The 25132-nt window shown below is 63.9% G+C and carries 18 protein-coding genes and 2 pseudogenes; 11 read left to right on the top strand and 9 right to left on the bottom strand.

What is annotated here, in order from left to right:
• The first annotated feature begins 712 nt into the window (after positions 1-712).
• Positions 713-955: a hypothetical protein gene (locus K309_RS0126365; protein WP_029049174.1), complete on the top strand. Its 243-nt coding sequence runs from the start codon at positions 713-715 to the stop codon at positions 953-955.
• On the opposite strand, the gene K309_RS44090 is transcribed toward K309_RS0126365, so the two are convergent.
• Entirely contained in the window at positions 952-1254 is a 303-nt protein-coding gene (locus K309_RS44090; RefSeq protein WP_348635772.1) for a TraR/DksA family transcriptional regulator, read from the bottom strand. The two genes, K309_RS0126365 and K309_RS44090, sit on opposite strands and share 4 nt — an antisense overlap.
• A gap of 272 nt (positions 1255-1526) precedes the next feature.
• Between K309_RS44090 and ppsA the strand changes: the two genes are divergently transcribed.
• From ppsA to K309_RS0126320, 8 genes are all read left to right on the top strand, one after another.
• A complete protein-coding gene (gene ppsA, locus K309_RS0126355; protein ID WP_029049173.1) occupies positions 1527-3932 on the top strand; it encodes a phosphoenolpyruvate synthase in 2406 nt (801 codons plus the stop codon).
• A 197-nt stretch (positions 3933-4129) separates the two neighbouring features.
• Positions 4130-5899 carry an acetate--CoA ligase gene (gene acsA / locus K309_RS0126350; RefSeq protein WP_029049172.1) on the top strand — a complete coding sequence of 590 codons (1770 nt, stop codon included), beginning with the start codon at positions 4130-4132 and terminating at the stop codon, positions 5897-5899.
• Positions 5896-6918, top strand: coding sequence for a pyruvate dehydrogenase (acetyl-transferring) E1 component subunit alpha (gene pdhA / locus K309_RS0126345; protein WP_029049171.1), 1023 nt, complete (start codon positions 5896-5898; stop codon positions 6916-6918). The genes acsA and pdhA overlap by 4 nt, the downstream gene beginning before the upstream one ends.
• Complete coding sequence (locus K309_RS0126340; RefSeq protein WP_029049170.1) at positions 6915-7889, top strand: alpha-ketoacid dehydrogenase subunit beta; 975 nt, start codon at positions 6915-6917, stop codon at positions 7887-7889. Before pdhA ends, K309_RS0126340 begins: the two co-directional genes overlap by 4 nt.
• Positions 7890-7953: 64 nt before the next feature.
• Complete coding sequence (locus K309_RS0126335) at positions 7954-9072, top strand: dihydrolipoamide acetyltransferase family protein (RefSeq protein ID WP_029049169.1); 1119 nt, start codon at positions 7954-7956, stop codon at positions 9070-9072.
• On the top strand, positions 9069-9317 hold the full coding sequence (locus K309_RS0126330) for an acyl carrier protein (protein ID WP_029049168.1): 249 nt from the start codon (positions 9069-9071) through the stop codon (positions 9315-9317). The genes K309_RS0126335 and K309_RS0126330 overlap by 4 nt, the downstream gene beginning before the upstream one ends.
• A gap of 132 nt (positions 9318-9449) precedes the next feature.
• The gene (locus K309_RS0126325) at positions 9450-11177 is read left to right on the top strand and encodes an AMP-binding protein (protein ID WP_051320622.1); all 1728 of its coding nucleotides are present in this window, start codon (positions 9450-9452) and stop codon (positions 11175-11177) included.
• A 24-nt stretch (positions 11178-11201) separates the two neighbouring features.
• Entirely contained in the window at positions 11202-14033 is a 2832-nt protein-coding gene (locus tag K309_RS0126320) for an AMP-binding protein (RefSeq protein ID WP_232232495.1), read from the top strand.
• A 16-nt stretch (positions 14034-14049) separates the two neighbouring features.
• Here the strand turns inward: K309_RS0126320 and K309_RS37530 are convergent.
• From K309_RS37530 to K309_RS40395, 4 genes and pseudogenes are all read right to left on the bottom strand, one after another.
• Positions 14050-14934 (bottom strand): annotated as a pseudogene (locus K309_RS37530) (helix-hairpin-helix domain-containing protein); the annotation flags it as partial.
• A gap of 82 nt (positions 14935-15016) precedes the next feature.
• Positions 15017-16132 carry an alanine dehydrogenase gene (gene ald, locus K309_RS0126310; RefSeq protein ID WP_029049165.1) on the bottom strand — a complete coding sequence of 372 codons (1116 nt, stop codon included), beginning with the start codon at positions 16130-16132 and terminating at the stop codon, positions 15017-15019.
• Between the two features lie 8 nt (positions 16133-16140).
• Positions 16141-16455, bottom strand: coding sequence for a GYD domain-containing protein (locus tag K309_RS0126305; protein ID WP_029049164.1), 315 nt, complete (start codon positions 16453-16455; stop codon positions 16141-16143).
• Between the two features lie 210 nt (positions 16456-16665).
• Positions 16666-16956: pseudogene (locus tag K309_RS40395) on the bottom strand (ABC transporter permease); the annotation flags it as partial.
• Positions 16957-17187: 231 nt separating this feature from the next.
• On the opposite strand from K309_RS40395, the gene K309_RS37520 reads away from it, so the two are divergent.
• Positions 17188-17643: a universal stress protein gene (locus K309_RS37520; protein WP_035878420.1), complete on the top strand. Its 456-nt coding sequence runs from the start codon at positions 17188-17190 to the stop codon at positions 17641-17643.
• 3 nt (positions 17644-17646) lie between these two features.
• Positions 17647-20346: a magnesium-translocating P-type ATPase gene (gene mgtA, locus K309_RS37515; RefSeq protein ID WP_084402555.1), complete on the top strand. Its 2700-nt coding sequence runs from the start codon at positions 17647-17649 to the stop codon at positions 20344-20346.
• Between the two features lie 29 nt (positions 20347-20375).
• On the opposite strand, the gene K309_RS0126285 is transcribed toward mgtA, so the two are convergent.
• From K309_RS0126285 to glgA, 4 genes are all read right to left on the bottom strand, one after another.
• Positions 20376-21887 (bottom strand): thymidine phosphorylase family protein, encoded by a 1512-nt coding sequence (locus K309_RS0126285; RefSeq protein ID WP_029049162.1) that lies wholly within the window; start codon positions 21885-21887, stop codon positions 20376-20378.
• Between the two features lie 302 nt (positions 21888-22189).
• Positions 22190-22549: a hypothetical protein gene (locus tag K309_RS0126280; protein WP_029049161.1), complete on the bottom strand. Its 360-nt coding sequence runs from the start codon at positions 22547-22549 to the stop codon at positions 22190-22192.
• Between the two features lie 225 nt (positions 22550-22774).
• Complete coding sequence (locus K309_RS40390) at positions 22775-23053, bottom strand: DUF2188 domain-containing protein (RefSeq protein ID WP_084402554.1); 279 nt, start codon at positions 23051-23053, stop codon at positions 22775-22777.
• Between the two features lie 273 nt (positions 23054-23326).
• Positions 23327-24949 carry a glycogen synthase GlgA gene (glgA, locus tag K309_RS37510; protein ID WP_232232494.1) on the bottom strand — a complete coding sequence of 541 codons (1623 nt, stop codon included), beginning with the start codon at positions 24947-24949 and terminating at the stop codon, positions 23327-23329.
• Between the last annotated feature and the right edge of the window lie 183 nt (positions 24950-25132).

Below are 25132 nucleotides of genomic sequence, written 5' to 3'. Positions count from 1 at the left end.
GCGCTAAACAGCCAGCGCAAGCAGGGCGGCGGCCCCTCGAACCTCGTCATCTGTCAAGGGTTCGCGGGGGGAATTGCGATTTTATTGGCGGCTTAACTTGGATGGATTGTCCCCCAAGGGGGTCTCAAAATACACTCAAAGGACCGCTAGCGAGTTCATTGCTTAATAGCATAAGGTTGCTCGACTCGACCTCAGCGTATCGTGTATTCGCCTCTCCTCGGCCGGGGACCCATCGGCCACAACGCCGATGGACACGATTCGAGGATTGTCAACCTGTACAGCTTGCCGACATGCGCCGTAGGATTCCTGCCCGCCGCAGCTTCCGGATGCCGACGACGGCGTGCTGGCGTGGCAAATGCGTGTCCAGGAGCCACTGACCGAAGCCGAGCGTGCCTTCATCGCCTCGCCGGGCAGCTTCACGGGCCGCGCTACGCCCGGCCGCGGTGACCCCAGGGCTGCGGCCGTCATCTAAAGCAGCGCCAGCATCGCTTGCTTTCACACCCGGCAACGCCCCATCGACGCTGCTTGATGGAGCGCAACCCATGGCCCGGGGGCAGCGCCTACATTCATCCATACCGGTGCCGTGCCATGTGCAGAGCGCTGGCGCCGCTCTTTGCAACAAATGTGAGGGCACCCCGGGGCCCCGCATGACAGCGCGCCGGTCTAGGCGTCTTGGCCGGAGCGCCACCACCAGACAACAGGAGACACCGACATGATCAAGAACCTCGGCAGTGCGGAACAGATCCGCAATGAGATTCTGCGGCGCCTGCAGGAAAACGCAGACCTAGGCGACACCTGCCGCGACTGCGACATCCCGTTGCCGCAGCGTGTCGACGCAGATGCCAACGGCGGCTGCAACTGGACCATCGACGCCTTTCCCGCAGTTCCGCAGGCATGCCTGGCGACGGTACAGGCTGTCACAGCAGAAATGATGCGTGAGTACGACCTGCGCTAGCCGGCCAGCGCCAGCCTGCCGGCCACTGCCCGGCAGGCCTCGTTTCCGCTGTGGCAGCCCGGCAGGCCGATGCGCCCGGGCTCGGTGGCCTGCCGACCGCTTCTGCCCCCCCGACTGTCACACATAAAGATCTCGTGCCGGCGCTGGCACGCGGTGCAGCGCTTCGCGGTCGGGTACGCCTGCAGGCGCGAAAACGGGATCGGCTGCTGGCAATCGATGCAGTTGCCATACTGGCCGCGCTGCTTCCGCGCCCGCGCGGCGGCGATGTCGGCTAATTGCATGCGGTAGTGGTCCGGCATCGCGTCTTCCTGCGCAGCGCATTGCGCACACATCACCTGCCGGGTTTCGCACCAAGGCGGCCTTCAGTGCACAGAACCGCCGCCGGTGAAGCTTGCCTTGTAGCCGGTTGCGTTGGATCAAGCCACAGCGCCATGTCGCCACTAGTGTGAATCCAGGTCGCTCGCTAGCGCTGTTCAGCCAACCCTTGACAGCTCCCCGGACGTTGCTCGTCCCAATCGGAACCTAGGCTTTGCTTTGGCGTCGGCATAAGTCCACCCGGAAGGAGCAGCACATGTCCAACGAACATACGCAGGTTGTCTGGTTCGAAGAATTAAGACGGGCCGATGTTCCTCGCGTCGGTGGCAAGAACGCGTCGCTGGGGGAGATGGTGGCCAACCTCGCGCCCGCAGGCGTCAAGGTTCCACCTGGGTTCGCAGTCACGGCGGATGCATACTGGCGCTTCATCGAGGCAAATGGCCTGCGGGAGCCACTGTCCAGGATGCTCGGCGAACTTGCTGAAGGCAAGGTGTCCCTTGTCGAGACCGGGGCCGCCATTCGTCAGATCATCCTCCGCGGCGAATGGCCCAGGGAGACGGCAGAGGCGATTCGTCTGGCTTATGAAGCATTGAACCACCGGTCCGGTCGGGTCAACATGGACGTTGCGGTCCGCTCGAGCGCGACCGCCGAGGATCTGCCGGATGCGAGTTTTGCCGGACAACAGGAAACCTTCCTCAATATCCGGGGTGATCGTGCACTCCTTGACGCTTGCCGGCGCTGCTACGCCTCGCTTTTCACCGACCGCGCGATCAGCTACAGGCAGGCAAAGGGCTTCGATCATCTGAGGGTTGCGTTGTCGGTCGGCGTCCAACGCATGGTGCGATCCGACCTGAGCGGCGCCGGTGTGATGTTCTCCATAGACACCGAAACCGGCTTCGACAAGGCGGTCCTGATCAACGCCGCATGGGGTCTGGGCGAGAGCGTCGTGCAGGGCACCGTCGAACCGGACGAGTACGAGGTGTTCAAGCCGCTTCTGTCCGACCCGTCGCTCACGCCGATCATTGGGAAGAAGCTCGGCGACAAGCGGCGCAAGATGATCTACACGAGCGATAGCCGCCTTCCGACCAAGTATGTCCCGAGCTCGAAGGCAGAACGTGCGTCCTTCGTGCTGGCAGATGCGGAAATTCTCACCTTGTCGCGCTGGGCCACCATGATCGAAGACCATTATGGCCAGCCCATGGACATCGAGTGGGCGAAGGACGGCGAGAGCGGAGAGATATATATCGTCCAGGCCAGACCGGAAACCGTCCAGTCGCGACGCGAGGCGAGCGCGGTGAAGACCTATCACATCAGGAAGGCCGGCCGCAAGCTGGCATCGGGCGTGAGCATTGGCGATGCCGTCGCGGCGGGCATGGTCTGCGTCATCGAGAGCCCACGCGAGATGGGACGCTTTGTCGACGGCGCCATCCTCGTGACGCAATCCACGGACCCCGACTGGGTCCCCGTCATGCGGCGCGCGGCTGCCATCGTCACCGACCACGGCGGCCGCACCTCGCATGCAGCCATCGTAAGCCGTGAACTCGGGCTTCCGGCAATCGTCGGCACAGGCAATGCGACCCATCTGCTGCACGATGAGCAAGAGGTCACCGTATCCTGCGCGGAAGGCCGTGAGGGCTTTGTCTACGAAGGCACCGCCGACTATGAAGTCGAGGAAATCGACTTTGGCAGTATCCCGGCGACGCAAACCAAGGTCATGCTCAACCTGGCCAACCCCGCTGCAGCGTTCCGCTGGTGGCGGATCCCGGCCGATGGCGTAGGGCTGGCACGGATGGAGTTCGTGATCGGTAATCACATCAAGATCCATCCAATGGCGCTGGTCCGATACGATACGCTGAAAGACGATGAGGCCAGGCAGACGATTGCCGGCTTGACAGCTGGATACGAAAGCAAGACGGAATACTTCGTGGACCGGCTCGCGCGCGGACTCGGGCGGATTGCCGCTCTCCAGTATCCACATCCGGTAGTTGTCCGCATGAGCGACTTCAAGACCAACGAGTATGCGCATCTGATCGGCGGCGCCGAATTCGAGCCGCGGGAGGAGAACCCGATGCTTGGATTCCGTGGCGCGTCGCGATACTACTCTCCCCGCTATCGAGAGGGGTTCGCGTTGGAATGCCAGGCGATTTGCCGTCTGCGCAGGGAGATGGGGTTCACCAATGTGATCGTCATGATTCCGTTCTGCCGCTCCGCGAAAGAGGCGGACCGCGTACTTGAAGTCATGGCGGAGAACGGCCTCGTGCGCGGGGAGGCCGGCCTGAACGTATATGTCATGTGCGAGATCCCGTCGAACGTGATCCTGGCGGGCGAGTTCGCCAAACGCTTCGACGGCTTTTCAATCGGCAGCAATGACCTGACTCAGCTCACGCTCGGCGTGGACCGGGATTCCGCTGACCTCGCGGAGTTGTTCGACGAACAGGACGAGGCCGTCAAGTGGATGATCCGTAGCGTCATCAGAGAAGCGCACAAGGCCGGTGCCGATGTCGGCTTATGCGGCCAGGCGCCCAGCGACCATCCGGAGTTTGCGGGCTTCCTCGTCGAAAGCGGCATCGATTCGATGTCGGTGAGTCCCGATAGCTTTATCGCGGTCAAGCGTCATGTTGCAGCCGCTGAGCAAGCGAGGACGAGGATCTCGTCCATATGAGCGTCACCGAGGTGAAAGATGGAAGAGACATGCCGGAACTACCGAAAGACGCTCCCTACAGCAGCATTGCCCTTATCCCGAGGTCTTGGGGCTGGGCTTGCCCGCGCAGGTAACGGTTGGCCGTGCAGCGCTGGCCGCCCCGCTTTTCGTCGCCTGCCCCGGCTCTAATATTGCTCCCATGGAGACCAGGCACCAAAATGGATCTGTCAAGAATCATCCACAAGACGGCGGCGGACCTGCGTGTTGCGCCAAATTTTGCCGACTATGAGACGGAGCGTCGTGGTTTTTCCTGGGACGCCATCCGCAGGACCCTCGGCATCCAGCCCGATGGGGGATTGAATATCGCCTGGCAGGCGGTGGATCGCCATGTGGGCAACGGTGCAGGGAACAAGGTCGCATTCCGCTTTCTTTCCCGGGACGGACCGGCAACGCGTGCCGTTACCTACGCAGAGCTGGCCAGACTCACCAATCGTTTCTGCAATGTGCTACGCGAACTCGGCGTGGGCAAGGGTGATCGGCTCTTCATTCTCGCTGGACGCATCCCGGAGCTTTATACCGCCCTGCTCGGCGGGCTGAAGAACGGCTGCGTGGTCTCACCGCTGTTCTCGGCATTCGGGCCCGAGCCGATCGCCACCCGACTGAACCTCGGCAAGGGCTCGGTGCTGGTCACCACCGACGAACTCTTCATGCGCAAGGTCGCCGCATGGCGCGACCGCATACCGAGCCTCAAACACGTTCTGCTGGTCGCCGAAGACGGCGGCCCAACCACGATACCGGGCACGCTTGACCTGACTGCAATGATGCGCAGCGCGACGGACACGTGCGCAATCACGCCCACCACTTCCGAAGACATGGCGCTGTTGCATTACACCAGCGGCACGACCGGCACGCCAAAGGGGGCGGTGCACGTCCATGGCGCGGCAGTCACCCATTGGGCAACCGGCAGGTATGCGCTCGATCTTCATCCGGACGACATCTTCTGGTGCACGGCCGATCCGGGCTGGGTGACCGGCACATCCTACGGTGCCATCGCCCCCTTGCTGCATGGCATCACGTCTATCGTGGATCCCGAAGAGTTCGACGCGCAGCGCTGGTATGAAATCCTCCACGACGAAGGAGTGACGGTCTGGTATACGGCGCCGACCGCGATCCGCATGCTAATGAAGGCGGGTGCCGATACGGCCAGCGTGCATGCTTTCCCACAACTGCGGTTTGTCGCCAGTGTCGGCGAGCCGCTGAACCCGGAAGCTGTCTGGTGGGGCAAGAACGTGCTGGGCCTGCCGATTCACGACAACTGGTGGCAGACGGAAACGGGCGGCATCATGATCGCCAACACGCCAGCCTTTGATATCAAGCCTGGCTCGATGGGCAGGCCGCTTCCCGGCGTGGATGCGGCTATCGTCCGGCGCAAGGAAGACGGGCGCGCCGAGCTGATCGATACGCCCGAGACCGAGGGCGAGCTTGCACTCAGAAGCGGCTGGCCGTCGATGTTCCGCGCCTATCTCAACGACGAAGCGCGCTACCGCAAGTGCTTCGCCGGCGAATGGTACCTGACCGGCGACCTGGCGCGCCGCGATGCCGACGGCTACTACTGGTTCGTCGGCCGCACTGACGACGTCATCAAGTCTTCCGGACACCTGATCGGCCCCTTCGAGGTCGAGAGCGCACTGATGGAGCACCCGGCCGTCGCCGAAGCCGGCGTCATCGGCAAGCCGGATCCGGTGGCAGGAGAAGTGGTTAAGGCATTCGTATCGCTCCACTCAGGTTTTGAACCTTCTGAAGCGCTGCGCCTGGAGCTCCTTGGCCATGGCAGGCGCCGCCTCGGCGCGGCGGTGGCCCCCAAGGACATCGCCTTCCTCGCGGAATTGCCACGGACGCGCAGTGGCAAGATCATGCGCCGATTGCTGAAGGCGCGCGAGCTGGGCCTGCCAGAGGGCGACACCTCTACGCTTGAGACCGGATCATGATGGACATCGAGCATCCCGCTCCCCCGCCCCCTGCCGGTCCGGTGCCCTATGACAAGGCATTCGCGCTTACGCTGCTGCGCGACATGGTGCGTATTCGCCGTCTTGAGGAGACCTGCGCGCAGCGCTACGGCGAGGGCAAGATACGCGGCTTCCTGCACCTGTACATCGGCGAGGAAGCCGTATGCGTTGGTGTTCTCCATGCGCTCGCCCCTGACGACAATGTGGTCGCCACCTATCGGGAGCACGGGCATGCGCTGGTTCGCGGCATGGACATGGGCGTACTGATGGCCGAAATGTACGGCAAGCAGGAAGGCTGCGCGCGCGGCCGCGGCGGCTCCATGCACCTGTTTAGCCGCGCCACCCGGCTTTTCGGGGGCAACGCCATCGTGGGCGCAGGCCTGCCGCTGGCGGTGGGCCTTGCGCTCGCCGAGCAAATGCAGGGCAGCCAGCGCGTCACCGCCTGCTTCTTCGGCGACGGCGCGGTCGCCGAAGGCGCGTTCCATGAGTCGATGAACCTGGCCGCCTTGTGGAAGCTGCCGCTTCTGTTCTGCTGCGAAAACAATCTCTACGCGATGGGCACGGCTCTGGAACGCCATGAGTCCCAGACAGACCTTTGCGCCAAGGCAGCGTCCTACAAGATGCCGGCCTTCGGGGCTGACGGAATGGACGTGGTCGCCGTCTGCGAAGCTGCCAGAAATGCCGTGGCCAGCATCAGGGGCGGCAGCGGGCCGGTGTTCCTTGAACTGCGCACCTATCGCTTCCGCGCTCACTCCATGTACGACCCGGATCTGTATCGCCAGGCGGCCGAAGTCGAGGCGTGGAAGGCACGCGGTCCCATTCATACGTTCACCGCGCGGCTGAAGGCGGAAGGCAAGCTGTCGGAAGACGAATTTCTCTCGCTGGACGCCGACGTTGGCGCGGAGGTTGCGAGGGCCGAAGCCTTTGCAGAGGCAGGTACCCTGGAACCGGTGGAGGATCTGCTGAAGGACGTGTACTCACCGGCGGGAGGTAGCCCATGAGCATACGCCTCAGCTACCGCGAGGCCGTGCGCGAAGCCCTGCGCGAGGCGCTTGCCAAGGATCCCCGCGTCTTCCTGATGGGCGAGGACGTCGGCCGCTACGGCGGCAGTTATGCGGTCTCCAAGGGGCTGCTGGCGGAGTTTGGCCCCGAACGCATCCGCGATACCCCGCTATCGGAACTCGGCTTCACCGGCGCCGGCATTGGCGCAGCCCTGGGCGGCATGCGCCCCATCGTCGAAGTGATGACCGTCAATTTCAGCCTGCTCGCACTCGACCAGATCGTCAATACCGCAGCCCTGTACCGCCATATGTCGGGTGGGCAGTTCTCGGTACCGCTGGTGATCCGGATGGCCACCGGGGCGGGCCGTCAGGTCGCGGCCCAGCATTCCCACAGTTTCGAGGGCTGGTATGCCGGGATACCGGGCCTCAGGGTCCTGGCGCCCGCCACTGTCGAGGATGCACGCCGCATGCTGGCACCGGCATTGGCCGATCCCGACCCGGTGCTGATTTTCGAGCATGCAGGCTTGTACAACGTGGAAAGCGAAATCCCGGATGCGTCCGTCGTGGATATCCACTCCGCACGGGTCAGGCGGCCCGGCAAGGACGTGGCCCTGATCGCGTATGGTGGCGGCCTGCCCAAGGCGATGCAAGCCGCCGATTTGCTTTCGGCCCAGGGAATCGATGCCGAGGTGCTCGATTTGCGCGTCCTGCGCCCGCTGGACGATGCGACCATCATGGCATCCGTCGCGAAATGCCGGCGTGCCGTGGTCGTCGACGAGGGCTGGCGCAGTGTCGGCCTCGCCGCGGAGGTGATGGCGCGCATCGTCGAGCAGGTTTTCTATGAACTCGACGCTCCGGTGGCCCGGGTCTGCTCCGCGGAGGTACCGATTCCCTATGCCAGGCATATGGAAGAGGCCGCCCTGCCCCAGGCCGACAAGATTGCCTCCGCCGCCAGCCAGCTGATCGCATGAGCAAGCCGGCAGTCCACAACACCTCCAATGCCCGCAACCGGCGCATCGTTCCGGCGAGGACAACGTGATCGAATTCCGCCTGCCCTCGCTGGGCGCAGACATGGATGAGGGTACGCTGCTCGAATGGGCCGTGCAGCCCGGCGACACCGTGAAGAAGGGGCAGGTCATTGCCGTGGTCGATACCAGCAAGGCCGCGATCGAGGTGGAGACGTGGTACGACGGTGTCGTCGCTGAACTCCTGGTTTCGCGGGGAGACAAGATTCCCGTCGGCACGCTGATGGCGACTCTCCTTGAGCCTGGCGAAACACCAGGCGCCATGCGGCGCGCGCCTGTGCCAGAGCCGGGAGCCGGCGGCCCTCGGGGTCGACGCATGGTGTCCCCGGCCGCGCGCAAGCTCGCACGGGAACACGGGATCGACGTCGAAACCCTCACCGGCACCGGGCCGGGTGGCGCGGTAACGCTGGCCGACGTCGAGCACGCCACGTCCAAGCCCGCCGCCACGCCGGGCGACCGATCGGCCGAGATCCGCAAGACAATTGGCGCGGCGATGGCGCGGTCCAAGCGCGAGATTCCTCATTACTACGTCGCAGAGACGATTCCGTTGCGGGCTGCGCTCGCCTGGCTCGCCCGGGAAAATGCCGATCGGTGCATGACCGAGCGCGTCCTCCCGGCGGTCTTGCTGGTCAAAGCCGTCGCAGTCGCCCTCAAGCGCTTTCCAGAGTTGAATGGATTCTTCCGCGACGGTACCTTCAGCGCCGCAACGGCCGTGCACGTCGGGGTCGCGATATCGCTGCGCCAGGGCGGCCTGGTGGCGCCGGCGCTGCTGCATGCCGACAGGAAGCCAGTTGCACAACTGATGCAGGAACTGGCCGACCTGGTCAAACGCTGTCGCGCTGGTTCCCTCAGGCGTGCCGAGTTGTCCGAGCCTACCGTCACCATTACCAATCTCGGGGATCAGGGCGCGGAACAGGTGTTTGGGGTCATCTACCCTCCCCAGGTGGCCCTGGTGGGTTTCGGCCGCATCGTTGAGCAGCCATGGGCGGAAGACGGTGCAGTGACAGTGATGCCAGCGATCACAGCCAGCCTGTCGGCCGATCATCGTGTCTCCGACGGTCATCGCGGCGCGCTTTTTCTCACTGATCTGCGGGAACTGCTGCAACATCCTGAGGAGCTTGATCGATGAACAACGCCAGTATTCGCGCCATCGTCTTGTCCACGTTGCGCGAGATCGCCCCAGAGATCGAGCCGCAGGTCCTGCGCCCGGATCGTCCGCTGCGCAGGGAGGTCGACCTTGATTCCATGGACTGGCTCCGCTTCCTGGTTATCTTGCACGAGAAATTGAAAGTGGAGATTCCGGAGTCAGACTACGGCCGGCTCGTCACGCTTGACGATGTCGTGTCCTACCTGGAAGCCGCAGCAACACGTTGAGCTCGCTTCAGCCAGAAAGCGAGAGAAAGCCGTGTGCCGCAAGCGCGGCACACATGGCACCGGCTGGAAGCCCTTCGCGGAACAGTGGTGGTCGGTGAGGGCGGCGGGCAAGTCAAACGCATCGGGGGCATCATGCCAGAGTACGTGAAAGCCGCGTCTCCCGAACCGAGACCCATCTGGGTGGAACACTATCCCGCAGGCGTGCCTGCGGAGGTCGACGTCCGTCACTTTGCTTCGCTTGCCGACATGCTCGCGCACAGTTGCCGACGATACGCCACGCGTGCGGCCTTCACCAACATGAGAGCTGTTCTCACGTACGCGGAACTCGATCGCCTGACGCGCGACTTTGCCTCATATCTGAAGCGCCTGGGGCTAAACCGGGGTGATCGTGTGGCGATCATGCTGCCAAACCTGCTGCAGTACCCCGTGGTGTTCTTCGGAATCCTGCGGGCCGGCATGGTGGTGGTCAACGTCAACCCGCTCTACACGGCGCCCGAATTGCGGCATCAGCTTGCCGATTCAGGCGCGGCCGCGATCGTTGTCCTGGAAAATTTTGCCCCCACCTTGCAGGCGGTTCTCGGCGCCACTGCCGTGCGTCATGTCGTGACCACCCAGGTGGGCGATCTTCTTCCTCCATTGCGGGCGCGTCTTGTCAATTTTCTCGTCAAGTGGGTCCAGCGTCGCGTGCCGCCCTGGCGTCTGCCGGGTTCGGTCAGCTTCCATGCCGCGCTGCGACGTGGTCGTCGTCATCCGCCAGACGAACCCGCCCTTTGCCCGAAGGATGTTGCCCTGCTGCAATACACGGGCGGCACGACCGGGATTCCGAAAGGTGCCATTCTCACGCACGGGAATCTGGTGGCCAATGTCGAACAGATCTCTGCCTGGCTGGGCGCGACCCTGGAGGCAGGCAAGGAGGTTGTGGTAACGCCGCTGCCCCTGCATCACATCTTTGCGCTGACGGCCAACTTGTTGACGTTCGTGCGATGGGGTGGAAACAATGTGCTTGTTACCGATCCGCGTGATCTCCGCACGCTGCTGCGTACGCTGCGGACCACGCGCTTCAGCGCGATCAGCGGTGTAAATACGTTGTTCCGCCTATTGCTCGACGCACCGGGTTTCGCGGAGGTCTGCCGGGCGAACGCCGGTAACCTCAAGTTGGCGGTTGCCGGCGGCATGGCAGTGCAGCGTGAGGTGGCGCTGCATTGGCACCAGGCCACCGGCATCCCGCTGACAGAAGGGTATGGCCTGACCGAGGCTGCACCGGTCGTCTGTATCAATCCTGTGGGTGGCGTGGCGTTCAGCGGGGCGATCGGCATGCCGCTACCCTCCACCCGGGTTGCCATCCGGGATGAGACAGGCCACGACCTGCCGCCGGGCCAGGCGGGCGAGATCTGCGTGCAAGGCCCGCAGGTCATGCCGGGCTACTGGAACATGCCGGAGGAAACGGCATGCGTCCTCGGCCTCGGTGGCTGGATGCGCACCGGTGACATGGGTGTGATGGACGCCCGAGGCAGTATCCGCTTCCTCGCGCGCTGCAAGGAGGTCATCGTGGTATCCGGCTTCAAGGTCTACCCCAAGGAAGTTGAGGATGTGGCCATGCAGCACCCCGGTATCCGGGACGCCTGTGCCATCGGCGTCCCGGACGAACGCTCTGGCGAGGCAGTCAGGCTCCTTGTGGTCAGGCGCGATCCAGCGCTTTCCGCCGAGGCGGTGCTGGCCCATTGCCGCGCGCAGCTGACCAGCTACAAGGTGCCCCACTACGTTGAGTTCCGGCCCTCCCTGGCCAGGTCAGCCCTCGGCAAGGTCTTGCTCAGGCCGCCAACCGAAGGGCAGGCAACTACCATCGGAATGTGCCTCTGAGTTTTGCCAGGCAGGAAAGATGCAATGAACGACATGCGCGATCCTGATCCCCCTTGTGCACCCGAAGCCGGGCCTGCCGATGCGCAACGTCTGCTTGGCCTCGTACGCGCCCTGGCGGCTGAGCTGCGGCCCGGTGCGCAGGAAGTCAGCACTTTGGGGATTGATCATTCTCTCGAGCGCGATTTCGGCCTGGACAGCCTGGCGCGCGCGGAGCTGCTGACGCGTATCGAGCACGAATTTGGCGCCAAGTTAAATGAAGAAGCGCTTATGGCCGCCGAAACGCCTCGTGACCTGCTCCGCCTGACAGCGCACGGAGCCGCCGCCATTCCCGCTGCGATGCTCGCGGTTCCCGTCGTGCCTGGTGCGGCCAGGACGGCAGCGGTCAACCGGCCGCCAGATAGTGCCGCCACGCTCATGGAGCTGATTGACTGGCACGCCGCGTCCCATGGCGACGAGGTATACGCCATCTTCCAGGGGGGCGAAAACCTCAGCTATGCGTCAATGCGGGCGGGCGCGCTTGCCGTAGCCAGCGGCCTGGCGCGGCAGGGCTTGGCCCCAGGTGACCGGGTGGCCCTGATGCTGCCGACCGGACGCGATTTCTTCGACGTCTTTTTCGGCGCACTATATGCGGGGTGTATCCCCGTGCCGCTTTATCCGCCCGCACGCCTCTCCCAGATCGAGGACCACATGCGGCGCAGCGCCGGAATCCTTGCCAATGCCGAGGCTGCGATCCTGGTGACCGTGCCACCGGCCAAGCCCCTGCTACGCCTGCTGCGTGCGCAGTGCGCGGCCCTGCGCCAGATCCTGGCGCCCGCCGATCTCGGCGCCGCTGGTGATGCCCCGAGCGGCGCAGGGCGCGGGCGAGCGGATGATATTGCCTTTTTGCAATATACCTCTGGCAGCACAGGCAACCCAAAAGGAGTCGTGCTGACGCATGCCAATCTGCTCGCCAATTTACGAGCGATGGAGCGTGCCGCGCATGTTAGCGCGGCCGATGTCTTTGTGTCGTGGCTGCCGCTGTACCACGACATGGGCCTGATCGGCGCATGCATGGGCAGCCTGCAGGTTGGATTCCGCCTGGTGCTTCTGTCGCCCACTGATTTCCTGACGCGCCCTGCCTCCTGGCTGCGGGCCATTCATCAGCATCGCGGCACGGTGTCCGCGGCGCCGAATTTCGCCTATGAGCTTTGCGCGAGCAAAATTGAGGAAAAGGACCTCGCCGGTCTGGACCTGAGTTCATGGCGCCTGGCATACAACGGTGCTGAGCCGGTCAGCCCGGAAACCATTGACAACTTTACTGCCCGCTTTGCCAGGTATGGCTTCGATCGTACTGCGGTGGCCCCTGTATACGGCCTTGCCGAATGCTCGGTCGGACTCGCGTTCCCGCCAGCGGGGCGGGGCCCGTGCATCGACGAGATCGATCGGGATGTGCTCGCGCGCCAGGGTATCGCCCGTGCGCCGGACCGGTCGGGGCGCAAGGCGCTCAGGCTGGTCTCCAGCGGCCTGCCGTTGCCGGGACATCAGATCCGCATTGCCGATCCAGCCGGACACGAGTTGCCTGAACGTGCGCTGGGGCATGTCCAGTTCCGGGGCCCAAGCGCGACCACGGGTTACTTCCGCAACCCCGACGCCACGGCTGGCCTGTTCGATGGTCCATGGCTGAAGACTGGCGACATGGGCTATATCGCAGCCGGCGAGCTCTATTTAACCGGACGCCTCAAGGACATCATCATTCGCGCCGGCCAGCACTTGTTCCCGCAGGAACTCGAGGAAGCGATCAGCCGGGTGGCCGGCGTGCGCCAGGGCGGTGTCGCAGTGTTTCCCGCCACCGATGCGCGATCCGGTACCGAGCGCCTGGTCGTTCTGGCCGAGACGCGTGAAGAGGACGACGAGGCGCGCAGCCGGCTACGCGCCGAAATCGGCCATCTGGCAGTCGACCTGATGGGCATGCCTGTCGACGAAGTGGTGCTGGTGCCGCCGCGCACGGTACTTAAGACGTCCAGCGGAAAGCTGCGCCGCGCGGCTTGCCGGGAATTGTACGAACGGGGCGAGATCCATAGCGCGCCGCGCGCGCCCTGGCGTCAATTGCTTCGAATTGCCATCTCTGGCGCAAGCGTCCAGTTTGCACGCTACCTGCATCAGGCCTCCGCGTGGATCTGGGGGGCCTGGGTATGGATCGTCTGCCTCCTGTTTGCCTTACCGGCATGTCTGCTGGTGGCGCTCTTGCCGGGGCGCGCACTGCGTCGGCGGCTTGCACGGGCCAGCGCCCGGGTCGGGCTCGCGCTGACCGGGCTGTTTCCGAAGATCGACGGCCTGCCCGATCTCAGCGGGTCGGCACCGGTGGTTATCGTGGCCAACCATGCCAGCTACACGGATGTGATTCTGCTCACGGCAGTGCTGCCTCCCCACTTTACCTTCGTGGCAAAGCAGGAGCTGCTAAGGAGCCCGCCGCTGGCCATGCTCCTTAACAGGCTTGGCTGCGCCTTCGTTGAGCGCTTCGACCCCGCGCGTGGGATCGAAGATACCAGTGCACTGGAGCAGCGGATCCTGGGGGGCGAATCCCTCGTTTTCTTCCCCGAGGGGACCTTCCGGCGAGAGCCGGGATTGATGCCCTTCCGGCTGGGCGCGTTCCGGTGCGCAGCCCGCGCACGGGCCCCGGTTGTTCCCATTGCCCTGATCGGCACCCGCTCATTGCTGCGGGACGGGCGTTGGTGGCCGAGTCATGCTCCGTTGGCACTCGTTGCCGGCGAAGCGACATACGCATCAGGTGATGACTGGCCGGCATTATTGCGACTGCGCGACGCGGCGCGCGAAGAAATCCGCTCAAGACTGCTGGAGCCAGACGCGGCAGTTTGATCCCCGCCCGGGGAAGTTACCGCGCCAGCCCCAGGTATTGGGCCCTGCACTCCAGCTCACGCCCTCTCACGACCCTCCTGCCGATCAGTGAACCACGCGTCTCTGTAACGACGGTTCGCCGGCCCTCTTGATGATCCGCGTCGTAGAAGTAGATGACCACCCAGTCTGCGGTACGCCTGAGTTCATGGGCGCGCGGGGTATTAGAAAACAACGCCGTAAAGTGCCACTGATCCCTGCTCACATGAAGAACCGGCAGCCACGCTTTGCCCTCTGGGTTCATTCGCTTCGGGGCAATGGTCGGCAGAGCACCGGCGGCCACCTTCTCGCGATAGAGGCGATCTATCTCCAGCAGCGTAGACACGGACGGCTCCACCGCCGGTGCCTTGCGTTGATGCAGGTCTCGCCACTGACGCTGCCGGCTCAGGATGTCATCCAGCGAAGCGCGGATGCCTGCCAGGCGGCGCGGGCCAATGCCTTCGACTCGGCCGAGACGGCCGTCTCGCACTGCGAGTTCCAGCGCTTCAAGGGTATCGATATGCAAGGTGTCATGGATGCGGGTGGCGAGTTCGGGGCCGATCCCCGGCACTGCCTGGAATAGACCTGCATCGTCCTCGCCAGTCCGAAGTCGCTCCAGTTGGCGCCAGCGGCCGGTGATGAGTATTTCCGCGATCGCCTTCGAGATCCCCTTGCCAATGCGAGGCAGCGCATCGAGCGCGTCAATTCCTCCCTTGTCAAAGAGCGCCCGGATATCGGCATCAAGCCGGGAGACGGTGTCCGCGGCGGCCAAGTATGCGCCGACCCGGAAAGGGTTCGCGCCCTGCTCTTCAAGGAGCTGCGCAGCTTCCTGCAGGTAATGGGCAACCTGCTGATTTTCCGGGGAATTGCTGGGAGTTGTCGTCTTGCTTTGTCATTCCGGAGAGCTCGCGCCAGCGGCGGCCAACAACAAGGTGTGGACCGTGCAGTCGGATAGTGTCGGCACCCGCTCAGTGCAGCACCACCTCGGCGGGCACATGGACGTAGCCATGAGCGCTTGCGACGGCTGGATAGGTCACACTCCCGCGACAGACATTGAGCCCCGCCCGCAGGCAGGGATCGTCTGCGAGCGCGCGAGACCATCCCTTGTCGGCAAGCACCATCGCATATCCGATCGTGGCGTTGTTCAGGGCGAAGGTGGAGGTCCGGGCCACGGCAGCCGGCATGTTAGTCACGCAGTAGTGCAGCACGCCGTCCACTACGTAGGTCGGATCCGTATGGCTGGTGGGACGCGATGTCTCTGCGCAGCCACCCTGGTCTATCGCCACATCTACCAGCACCGAACCTGGTTTCATGTGCGCCACCATCGCGCGCGTGATCAGCTTGGGCGCCTCGGCGCCCGGCACCAGCACCGCGCCGATAACCGCATCAGCCGAAAGCAATGCGCGCTCGACGCTGTCAGCGCTGGAGTAGATCGTTACGACCTCATTGCCATGCATAGCGTCGAGTTGGCGTAGGCGATCGATATTCTTGTCCAATACCGTCACGCGCGCGCCCATGCCAACGGCGATCCGGACCGCATTGATGCCCACCACACCGGCCCCAATCACCACGACATGTGCCGGCGCGACGCCCGGGACGCCGCCGAGCAGTAGCCCCATGCCACCGTGTGGCTTCTCGAGGCAGGCGGCCGCCACCTGGACTGACATGCGGCCGGCCACCTCGCTCATCGGGGCCAGCAACGGCAGACCACCGTCATGCCCCGTAACGGTCTCATAGGCAATACAGACCGCACCGGATTTGACCAGCGCGGCAGTCAGCTCACGGTCCGCGGCCAGATGCAAGTACGCATAGAGAATCTGCCCAGGCTTGAGCAGCGCCAGTTCACCTGGCTGCGGCTCCTTGACCTTGACAATCATCTGGGCCAGGTCGTACACGGCTTTCGCATCGGCAGCCAGCGTTGCGCCGGCCGCAACGTACTGCGCGTCGGAGAGGCCAAGTGCGGCCCCGGCGCCCGCCTCGACCATGACCTGGTGACCGCGGCTGACAAGTTCGCGCACGCAGGCAGGCGTCAAGCCTACCCGGTACTCGTTGTCCTTGATCTCTTTCGGCACGCCGATCCGCATGGTCGTTCTCACACGGCTGGTAATTCTGGAAGATTCCGCACCAGGTGCTTGAATCGTCCCCAGTCCACGGCTGGACGCACCGAGGCCTCTCCGTGGCCATACGCCCGCACCAGGACTGACACCTGCATGGCAGTCTCGATGTCGTTGGCCTCGAAGATATCCAGATAGTCATAGGGCCCGAGGGTTGCATAGCTGCCCAGCCATTTCACATCCGGACAGGCTTTTTCCAGATAGCCGGCAACGCCGCGTTCCAGTGCCTCAAACGACCGTGGCTGCCGCAGGGACTCCACGGAGACACGCGTTTCCATGATAAATATGGCCATGTTCGACTCCTCAAGGTGCCGACCCCTCGCCGGCCGCATAGCTCGAGGCTAGCTGCTGTCTGGCCGCAGCCTTTGTCCCAGCGCAACGTCCTGCACGGGACCCGCGGCCATCCGGCTCGATTGCGCGCAAGTTTCCCGCGACACGACCGTCATTAGCCGTTGAGTCCTCCGCAATGCCGCACGACAAATTCTCACCATCACCGCTTGCCGGCGGCACCGCCACTCATCTCGGGTCAGCGCCCGGTAGCCGATGCGGCTTACGGCACGCTGGATACGCGCCGTATCCCCCGGCGACTTGGGTTCCACCAGGATGTAGGAAATGGTGTACCGCGCCGTCGGCAGGTACTGGATCGCGCGCTGGTATGTCCTATACAGCGTCGGCACCCCAAACAGCCCGCTGGTCGCAACCTCGGCGATGCCGACGATCACGCCGCGGTGGTCGTTGATCTCGAAGACCGTGCCGACATCCGGGTTCTCAAGCTTGCGAAACTCCGCATCCTTGACGACCAGCGCCGCGGCTTCGGCCATGGTCCTGTCCAACGTAGGGGACGACAGAGCATGCATTGTTGATGCCTGTCAACGAAAGTACATGCCGCTGGGGGCTGGCCGATAGACGTGCCCCTGACCTGCATCAACCGGCCTACCCTTCCCGGTCCTAAGCTGGAAGCACTGTCTATGTCCCCGCATACGGGGATCGCCTCACTCCGCGGGCGCTCACAAGGAGGCAACGCCATGTACCAGACAATCCTCGTCGCCATCGACGGCAGCGACTGCGGCGATCGTGCCTTGGCCGAGGCGATCCAGCTCGCGGCTATGCTTAAGGCCCGCCTGGAGATCGTCCACGTGGTCGACAACAGTTATCTCAAGTACGACATGGGCTACGGCAACCTGGCCGACCTGCGCCCCGACCTGGTCGAGGGCGGACGCTGCCTGCTCGCTGAGGCCGCTGCCAAAGCCCACGCGGGCAAGGTCGAATGCCACACGCAACTGGTTGATGAAATCCTTGCCATTGGCGACATTGCCACGGCGATCGACGCGGCTGCACAGCGAGTCCACGCCGACCTTGTCGTGGCAGGCACCCACGGCCGGCGCGGGGTGCGGCGCCTGGTGATGGGCAGCGTGGCCGAGGGCCTGGTGCAAGAGTCGAAGGTGCCAGTGCTGCTGGTGCGCGCGCCACGGGCCCCGTAAGGCATGGCGAAGGATGCAGAGCCGCCCCTCCTTACGGTCGAGCGGCCTCCGGGTGTCGACCGCCGTGCCGCGTCAACCGCCGGCCGGCGGGTCTCTCCGCACGCCGCCGACGTGACGTCGCTGCCGGCCGAACTGGAATGGGCCACCACTCATGATGCCAGCGAAGTTCTGGCCAGACTTGGCGCGACCGAGGCGGGCTTGACCGAACGCGAGGCAGCCTCGCGCCTGGGGACATGCGGCCCCAACACCATTGCCCCCAACCAAAGCCCACACTGGCTTGCCAGCCTGTCCAGGCGGCTGTTAAACCCCGTCAACGTGATGCTGATAGTGCTGTCGGCGGTATCAGTGCTTGTGCACGACAACAGCGCTGCTGCCTTGATCGGCGGAATGATCGTGCTGAGCGTCTCGCTTGCCACCTGGCAGGAAACCCGCAGCGACCGCGCCGTGGCGGCGCTGCGCACGATGGTCCACACCACCATCGCCGTGCAGCGCCGTGCGGCCCCCGGCAGCGCGCCCGTCGTGCAGGAACGCCCGATCGCCGAGCTTGTTCCTGGCGAGATCATCCATCTGGCTGCGGGTGACCTGATACCCGCCGATGTCCGGCTGCTCGCATCCAAAGACCTTTTCGTGAACCAGGCGGCATTGACCGGCGAGTCCATGCCGGTAGAAAAATTTCCCGCGCGCTGCACGGTCGCTGCCCTAGCCGGCGACTTCCCCAATATCGCTCTCATGGGGACGGCGGTATTCAGCGGGACTGCCACGGCGGTGGTCGTGCTGACCGGTGACCGCGCGATCTTCGGGCACATCGCGCAGTCGATCGCCGGGCAGGAGCCACCCACCGATTTCGAGGCTGGCCTGAACCGCATCGCCCGGTTGATGCTGGCGATCGTCGCCGTGATGTCGCCATTGGTGTTCTTGATCAACTGGCTGACCAAAGGCGACTGGTTTGCAGCGGTGCTGTTTGCCATGGCGGTTGGCGTTGGCCTCGCCCCCGAGATGCTGCCGATGCTGGTCACCGTCAACCTGGCAAAGGGCGCGATGGCAATGTCCCGGCGCAAGGTCATCACCAAGCGGCTGGCCGCAATCCAGAACCTTGGCGCCATGGACACGCTTTGCACGGACAAGACCGGGACTCTGACGCAGGACCTGGTCATCCTCAAGCAACATGTCGACCTGGCCGGGAACGACAGCGAGCGGGTGCTGGAGTTTGCGTATCTCAACAGCTATTTTCAGTCTGGCCTGCATAACTTGCTGGATGTGGCCGTGCTGCGGCATGAGGAGTTGAGCGAGCGCATGCGCATTGCACAGGCATACAGGCTGATCGACGAGATACCCTATGACTTTACCCGCCGCCGCATGTCCGTGGTCGTGCAGGCACCTCACACCCGGATGCTCATCTGCAAAGGAGCGGTGGAGGAAGTGTTTTCTGTCTGCACCACGGCCGAACTGGAGGGGCAGCGCGTACCGCTGGATGCAACGCATTACCGCGACCTGATAGCCATCAGCGATCGCCTGAATGACGATGGCTTCCGCGTCATCGCGATCTCCTTTCGCGAACTGCCGCAGGCGCCGGAGACGCACGCATACTGCCTGGCCGAGGAACAGGGACTGACCTTGCTGGGCTACATCGCGTTTCTCGATCCCCCCAAGGAAAGTGCAGCCCCCGCGCTGGCTGCTCTGGCCGACAGCGGTATCGACGTCAAGATCCTGACCGGGGACAGTCCACGCATCGCGAGCAAGATCTGCCAGATGGTCGGGCTTGCACGCAGCACGCCGGTGCTTGGTAGCGACCTGGATAAGCTGGATGCCGCGGGCGTGGCGGAAGCAGCAATGCGCAACCAGATCTTTGCCAAGCTCACACCCGCGCACAAGGAAGCCATCGTGCGCGCGCTGCGTGAACGTGGACGGGTCGTTGGCGTGCTGGGCGACGGGATCAATGACGGGCCGGCGCTGCGCGCCGCCGACATCGGTATTTCCGTGGACAGCGCGGCCGATATCGCCCGCGAGTCGGCCGACTTGATCCTGCTGGAGAAAAGCCTGTTGGTGCTGCATGACGGCGTCATGGAGGGGCGGCGGGTCTTTGCCAACCTGCTCAAGTACCTGCGCATGAGTGCCAGCTCCAACTTTGGCAATATCTTCAGCGTGCTGGGAGCAAGCGCCTGGCTGCCTTTCCTGCCAATGGCGCCGATCCAGCTCCTGACCAACAACCTGCTCTACGATTTCTCGCAGACGGCGCTGCCCACCGACAATGTCGACGAGGAGTCCTTGCGCAGGCCCAGGCGCTGGGAGGTCGGCAAGATGGGAGAGTACATCCTTGCGATGGGCCCGGTCAGTTCAATCTTCGACTACCTGACTTTCGCCGCGCTGTTTTGGCTGTTGGGTGCCAATTCGCCCGCGCAGGCCACGCTTTTCCAGACCGGCTGGTTCATCGAGTCCCTGTTCTCGCAGACACTCATTGTCCACATTATCCGAACGCGCAGGCTGCCCTTCATCGAGAGCCTTCCCAGCCATGCCCTGCTGGCCACCACGATTGGGCTGTGCCTCGTCGGCGCGTGGTTGCCCTACTCGCCGCTGGCCGCACCGCTGGGCATGCGGCCGCTGCCTGCCGCTTATTGGCCGATGCTCACGGCCATCCTGTTGGGCTACGCTGCCGCCGCGTTTGCTGCGCGCCGCCTGCTGGCCCGGTGGGTGCCGGTGGACTGAAGCGGACAAAGCCGAACGGGACGCCTGGGCTATTCGATGCGGAAGGGGTCATGCGCCCGGGCGTAGCTGTACGCATATTCCAGTTCGCCGGACGCCTGGGCATGCAGTGTACAGAGCGTCGCGCCGGCTACGACCTCGTCTCCGGTGCGGACATGCAGTTCCAGCCCGGCCACCTGTCGGCGCGGTGCCCCGGCCAACTTCGCCGCGCGCGCGACGTGCCGGTTATCGACGGACGTCACGATGCCACTACGGGCCGCTAGTACGTCGCGCCGGAACACCGCTTGCCCCGGCGTGCGCAGCCCCCCTTGCGCTTCGCAGATAGCCTGGAACCGGGCCCAGGCGGCGCCGCTGTCGAGCAGACTGCCGGCTTGCAACCGTCCCTGCCCGGCCGGCATCGCGCCGCAGAACTCAAGCAGCTCGCCCGCCAGCAGCAGCGAGCGTTCGCGCAAGTCGGCGGGCGCCGTCGGCTGGCACTGCAGCACTGCCAGCACGTCGAGCGCCTCCAGCGCCGGCCCGACGCCCCGGCCCACCGGCTGCGAGCCGTCAGTGCGCAGAATCCGGATCTTCAACCCGAAAACGTCCGCGACCTTGGCCATGGCGATATGCAGGCGCTCCAGCTCGCTGTCTTCGCGGATCTTGGCGGTCGGCCCCACCGGCACGTCGATCAGCACATGAGTGGATCCGGCGGCAATCTTCTTCGACAGGATTGAGGCCACCAACTGCGCATCGCTGTCGATATCCAGGGCGCGCTCCACGCGGATCAGTACGTCGTCCGCGGGACTCAGGCTTAGCGCGCCGCCCCACACCAGTGCAGCCCCGACCTGTTCCACCACGCGCCGCAGTTCCGTCGCGTCAAGTGTCACGCGGGTCAGGGCTTCCATCGTATCGGCGGTGCCGGCGGGCGACGTGATCGCGCGTGAAGAGGTCTTGGGCAGCAGCAGCCCCGCGGCTGCCGCGATGGCCACCACGATCGGCGTGGTGCGGTTGCCCGGCAGCCCGCCGACACAATGCTTGTCGGCAACCACTTCCCTATCCCAGCTCAGGCGCTGGCCGGACCGGACCATGGCGCGGGTCAGATCGACGGTTTCGCGCAGGCTCATGCGACCATCCGCGCAGGCGGTGAGAAACGCGGCAATATGCACGTCAGCGTACCGCCCTGCACTGATGTCGCCAATAATGCCCTCCAGCTGGGCGCTGTCCAGGTGACAGCCATAGATCTTCGCACGCAGTGCCCGCACCGACTCTAGCGCGGGTGCATGGGTGACATGCACGACATCGCCGGCGCGTGCCGCCAGCGTTCGTGCCGCGCTCACCGACAGGCTCGCTTCGCCCATGTTCAATAGCGGCGCGCCCAGCAGTGTCAGCGTGGCGATCAATGACCGGTCGCCGATCTGCACGCGCACACGCGCCTGCGCGGAAAAGCCCTCGGCACGGCAGACGGGGCAATCCGGATGCATGTAGATGACATGCTCCTGCCACGTATCGATCTCGAGCGGCCGGAACACCAGCGCGCCGACTTCGCGGGACGCGGCGGCGGCCAAGACATCTCCGAGCCGGCCGGGAATGCCGGAATCAAGACCGGGATCGTTCACGCCATGCCTCACCGGGTATGACGCCGCTAGCGAGCATCCAGGGCGTCCAGGTTGATCAGCTCGGTCCTCCAGGGCAATCGCATCGCAGTTATGGGCTTCCTGGCAGACGCCGTCCATGCCGATGGAGTCTCCGGCCATGTAGAAGCCCGAGATGGTCTCCTTGCTCCGTTCCGGAGACACCACGGTCTTGAACGAGCCGGCCGGTACAGCCGTTCGCCCTGCTTGACCGTCTTGCCCCAGGATTGACGGTCCTACCGGGACTTGCCAGCAGCCGGCGCCATCGCGCCATCGGCATATGGATCGAACTTGCCGGTCTTTGCGCCGTCTGTGTAAGGGTCGTTTCTGTCGGCCTTCGCCCCTTCGGAGTACGGATCGAAAGGCTTATTGGAAGCGTTCAGGTGGGATCCGGTCGACTGCTTCGCACCGTCGGTGTAGGAATCAAACTTGCTGGCCTTGGCTGCGTCGGCATCGGGGGACAGCTTCTTGGCGGCATGGCTTCCTCCGTACAGATCGCCCCCCTCCGTGTAGTTCTTCTGCGCATGGCTCAACTGTGTCATGCCGACTGCTGTCAACGCGGCAATGATCAGGGATGGAATGGACTTCTTGAGCATGATGAGTCTCACAAATTGAGGTCGCGCTGCGCCTGCGCACGCCCTGAGTCTGGCGGACCGACTACCCTTGGCTGATCTGCCGAGTTGGCGCTATCCAGTGATCTGAGATTGGATCTGCAATTCAAGTCACGAACTTCTCGCTTCTCATTCGCCGCCCCGCGCGCCGGCACAAGAGTCGGTGACCGACCAACGGCGGTTGCCAAAGCTTGGTGTCCACACGCCGGTTTAATTTGGTCTATCGGAGGCTTCCTCGACGTTCTCGCCTCGGGTCCGCGAAAACGAAGGCGCTTCCGATGTTCGTTCAATGAAGGAACGTCGCATCCGAATCCTGCCATCGAGTCCGTAGACGGCTAGTTCGGCCTTCTCCAGCTTTGCGATATCAATAGCTGCTTCTATGGCTTCATTGAGTGAACCCAAAAACCTGTACACATCTGCCCTGTCCTCAGCCCAGACAGTCCAGCCAAGGTGCGCTGGCATCACAAGAATATTCAGGGTTGATGACATGGTTACCCTCGCAAAGTGCCGACCATAATTCGATCAAACTCGCGGCCTCAGATGTGGAAAGCAACTGCACACCGTGTTTCCACAATAGGAGTTGAATCGCCATGGCTATTTGCCGTGGATCAAGGGTCCGTACTGGGTACCTCCCCCGCTGCGTGGCATCAACTACATGCGCAGTGCAAGTTCTATTTCGAGCGCAGCGAGGACCACTGTACGAGCGCAGACAGCGGTTTCAGAAACTTCCGCCGGTAAGACATACATGTGAAGCCCCCACTACTATAAGATCGCTTGCTGCCGCCCGGCTCCGCTAGCAGCGGTTGGCTCGTGATCCGTGGAAGCTCCCGCGCATACCGGCATACGCCTGCCAGGCAGGGAAATACGTTTACCCGCCAGTTCAAGGTAGATACGCGCGTAACTTGCAGCCGAACGCGTCCAGCCAAAGTCTCCCGACATGGCGTGCTTCCGGAGTTCTGACCAGCGCTTGGGCCGCCTCTCGTACAGCGAGAGGCAGCGAGTCAGCGCGGACTCCATGGCTTCGCCAGTGGCGTCGTCAAACACGAAGCCGGTCGCATCAGGAGCGCGCCGATCATGGATACCTGCATCACGTACACTGTCCGCCAGTCCACCGACCCGCCGAACGACCGGAACCGTGCCATAACGCATGGCGTACATCTGAGTCAGGCCACATGGCTCGAAGCGAGACCCGTGCAGAAGAATGTCGCCGGCAGCATGGAGTCTATGCGCCCGTGCCTCCTCATAGCCAATCTGCACCGATGCACGCCCGGGAAAGCAGGCAGCCATGCGGGCAAAGCCGGCTTCCAGCTTACTTTCGCCGCGCCCGTGTAGCGCAAATTGCAGGCGCGGGTGGCGCGTCAACATGTCCGGCAACCGTTCAAGGAGTACGTCGGCCATCTTTTGCCAGGTCAAGCGGCTAATAAAGATCGCCAGCGGCGCGGAAGTGTCGACATTCAGGCTGAGGCGCCGTTGCTCATCCGCTTTGCATGACTCCTTGCCGCGCAAGTCATTGCACGAGTAATTACGCGACAGATGCGGATCGGTGCAGGGATCCCAGTGCTGCACATCGATACCATTGAGAATGCCGACGAGGTCCGCACTTCGGGCTCGGAACACCCCATCCATGCCAAAACCGAATTCGGGAGTGCAGATTTCTTTCGCGTATGTCGGACTAACGGTGGTCACCTTGTCCGCATAGCGCACACCGGCCTTTAGGAACGAGAGCTGACCGTAGAATTCGATTCCATCAGGAGTCAATGTGTCTTGAGGCAAACCAAGCTGCTCGGCCAGACCGAGTGGGAAGTTGCCCTGGAACGCGGCGTTATGGATAGTGAATATCGTGCGCGGGCGCGGCTGGCCGCTCAGCGCCACCAGCAGTGGCACCAGCCCGGTATGCCAGTCATGCGCATGGACGACGTCTGCGCGCCATCCGGGCACGGCATGTCCTAGCGCCACCCGCGCGGCGGCATGACAGAGGACGCCAAAGCGCTGCGCATTGTCCTCCCATTCACAGCCGCTCGCGTCCTGATATGGCGTCCCAGGCCGGTCATATAGCGCCGGGCAGTCGACCAGCCATATCGGCAAGCGGGAATCCGGCATCGAACCTGCGATCAGGCGTACGAAAGCTCCCGGCAGCAATTCTCCAAGATCGGCAACCTGTCGCGGCGCAACAAGGCGCGCCAGGGCTTCAGGGTAGGCGGGCATCATCAGGCGCACATCGATCCCAAGCCGGGCAAGGGCCGTGGGAAGCGCCCCGCAGACGTCCGCCAGGCCGCCTGTCTTGGCCAGCGGAACGATCTCCGACGCCACCAATAACACCTGCAAGGTGTTTTCGTCACCAACGCATGGTGCGGATCCAAGCGCGGCATCGTCCATCCCGTTCATACTGGCTCCCCACATGGTCGGTTCTTTGCGCTGTGAGCGGCGAGGAATTGCTCGGCTGTCAAGCCCAACTGTAAGCGTGGTCTCCGGCCCGCAGGTTGCGCGAATCGAGCGCGTTCGACGCAAGCGTGGCGCACGCCCTCGGGCAGGCCACACCCGACTGTCTTGCAGAAATATAGTGGTTGG

Origin of the sequence: Cupriavidus phytohabitans (assembly GCF_000426345.1) — a bacterium.
Lineage (GTDB): Bacteria > Pseudomonadota > Gammaproteobacteria > Burkholderiales > Burkholderiaceae > Cupriavidus.
This window is presented reverse-complemented; position numbering and strand designations above follow the sequence as displayed.

Bases quoted from the DNA above. Each gene is read 5' to 3' on its own strand.
- K309_RS0126340 (WP_029049170.1), top strand. From the start codon at position 6,915: ATGAGCATACGCCTCAGCTACCGCGAGGCCGTGCGCGAAGCCCTGCGC.
- mgtA (WP_084402555.1), top strand. From the start codon at position 17,647: ATGGCGAAGGATGCAGAGCCGCCCCTCCTTACGGTCGAGCGGCCTCCG.
- K309_RS0126330 (WP_029049168.1), top strand. From the start codon at position 9,069: ATGAACAACGCCAGTATTCGCGCCATCGTCTTGTCCACGTTGCGCGAG.
- K309_RS0126305 (WP_029049164.1), bottom strand. From the start codon at position 16,455: ATGGCCATATTTATCATGGAAACGCGTGTCTCCGTGGAGTCCCTGCGG.
- ppsA (WP_029049173.1), top strand. From the start codon at position 1,527: ATGTCCAACGAACATACGCAGGTTGTCTGGTTCGAAGAATTAAGACGG.
- glgA (WP_232232494.1), bottom strand. From the start codon at position 24,949: ATGAACGGGATGGACGATGCCGCGCTTGGATCCGCACCATGCGTTGGT.
- ald (WP_029049165.1), bottom strand. From the start codon at position 16,132: ATGCGGATCGGCGTGCCGAAAGAGATCAAGGACAACGAGTACCGGGTA.
- K309_RS0126365 (WP_029049174.1), top strand. From the start codon at position 713: ATGATCAAGAACCTCGGCAGTGCGGAACAGATCCGCAATGAGATTCTG.
- K309_RS37520 (WP_035878420.1), top strand. From the start codon at position 17,188: ATGTACCAGACAATCCTCGTCGCCATCGACGGCAGCGACTGCGGCGAT.
- K309_RS44090 (WP_348635772.1), bottom strand. From the start codon at position 1,254: ATGCCGGACCACTACCGCATGCAATTAGCCGACATCGCCGCCGCGCGG.
- pdhA (WP_029049171.1), top strand. From the start codon at position 5,896: ATGATGGACATCGAGCATCCCGCTCCCCCGCCCCCTGCCGGTCCGGTG.
- K309_RS40390 (WP_084402554.1), bottom strand. From the start codon at position 23,053: ATGTCATCAACCCTGAATATTCTTGTGATGCCAGCGCACCTTGGCTGG.
- acsA (WP_029049172.1), top strand. From the start codon at position 4,130: ATGGATCTGTCAAGAATCATCCACAAGACGGCGGCGGACCTGCGTGTT.
- K309_RS0126280 (WP_029049161.1), bottom strand. From the start codon at position 22,549: ATGCTCAAGAAGTCCATTCCATCCCTGATCATTGCCGCGTTGACAGCA.
- K309_RS0126325 (WP_051320622.1), top strand. From the start codon at position 9,450: ATGCCAGAGTACGTGAAAGCCGCGTCTCCCGAACCGAGACCCATCTGG.
- K309_RS0126320 (WP_232232495.1), top strand. From the start codon at position 11,202: ATGAACGACATGCGCGATCCTGATCCCCCTTGTGCACCCGAAGCCGGG.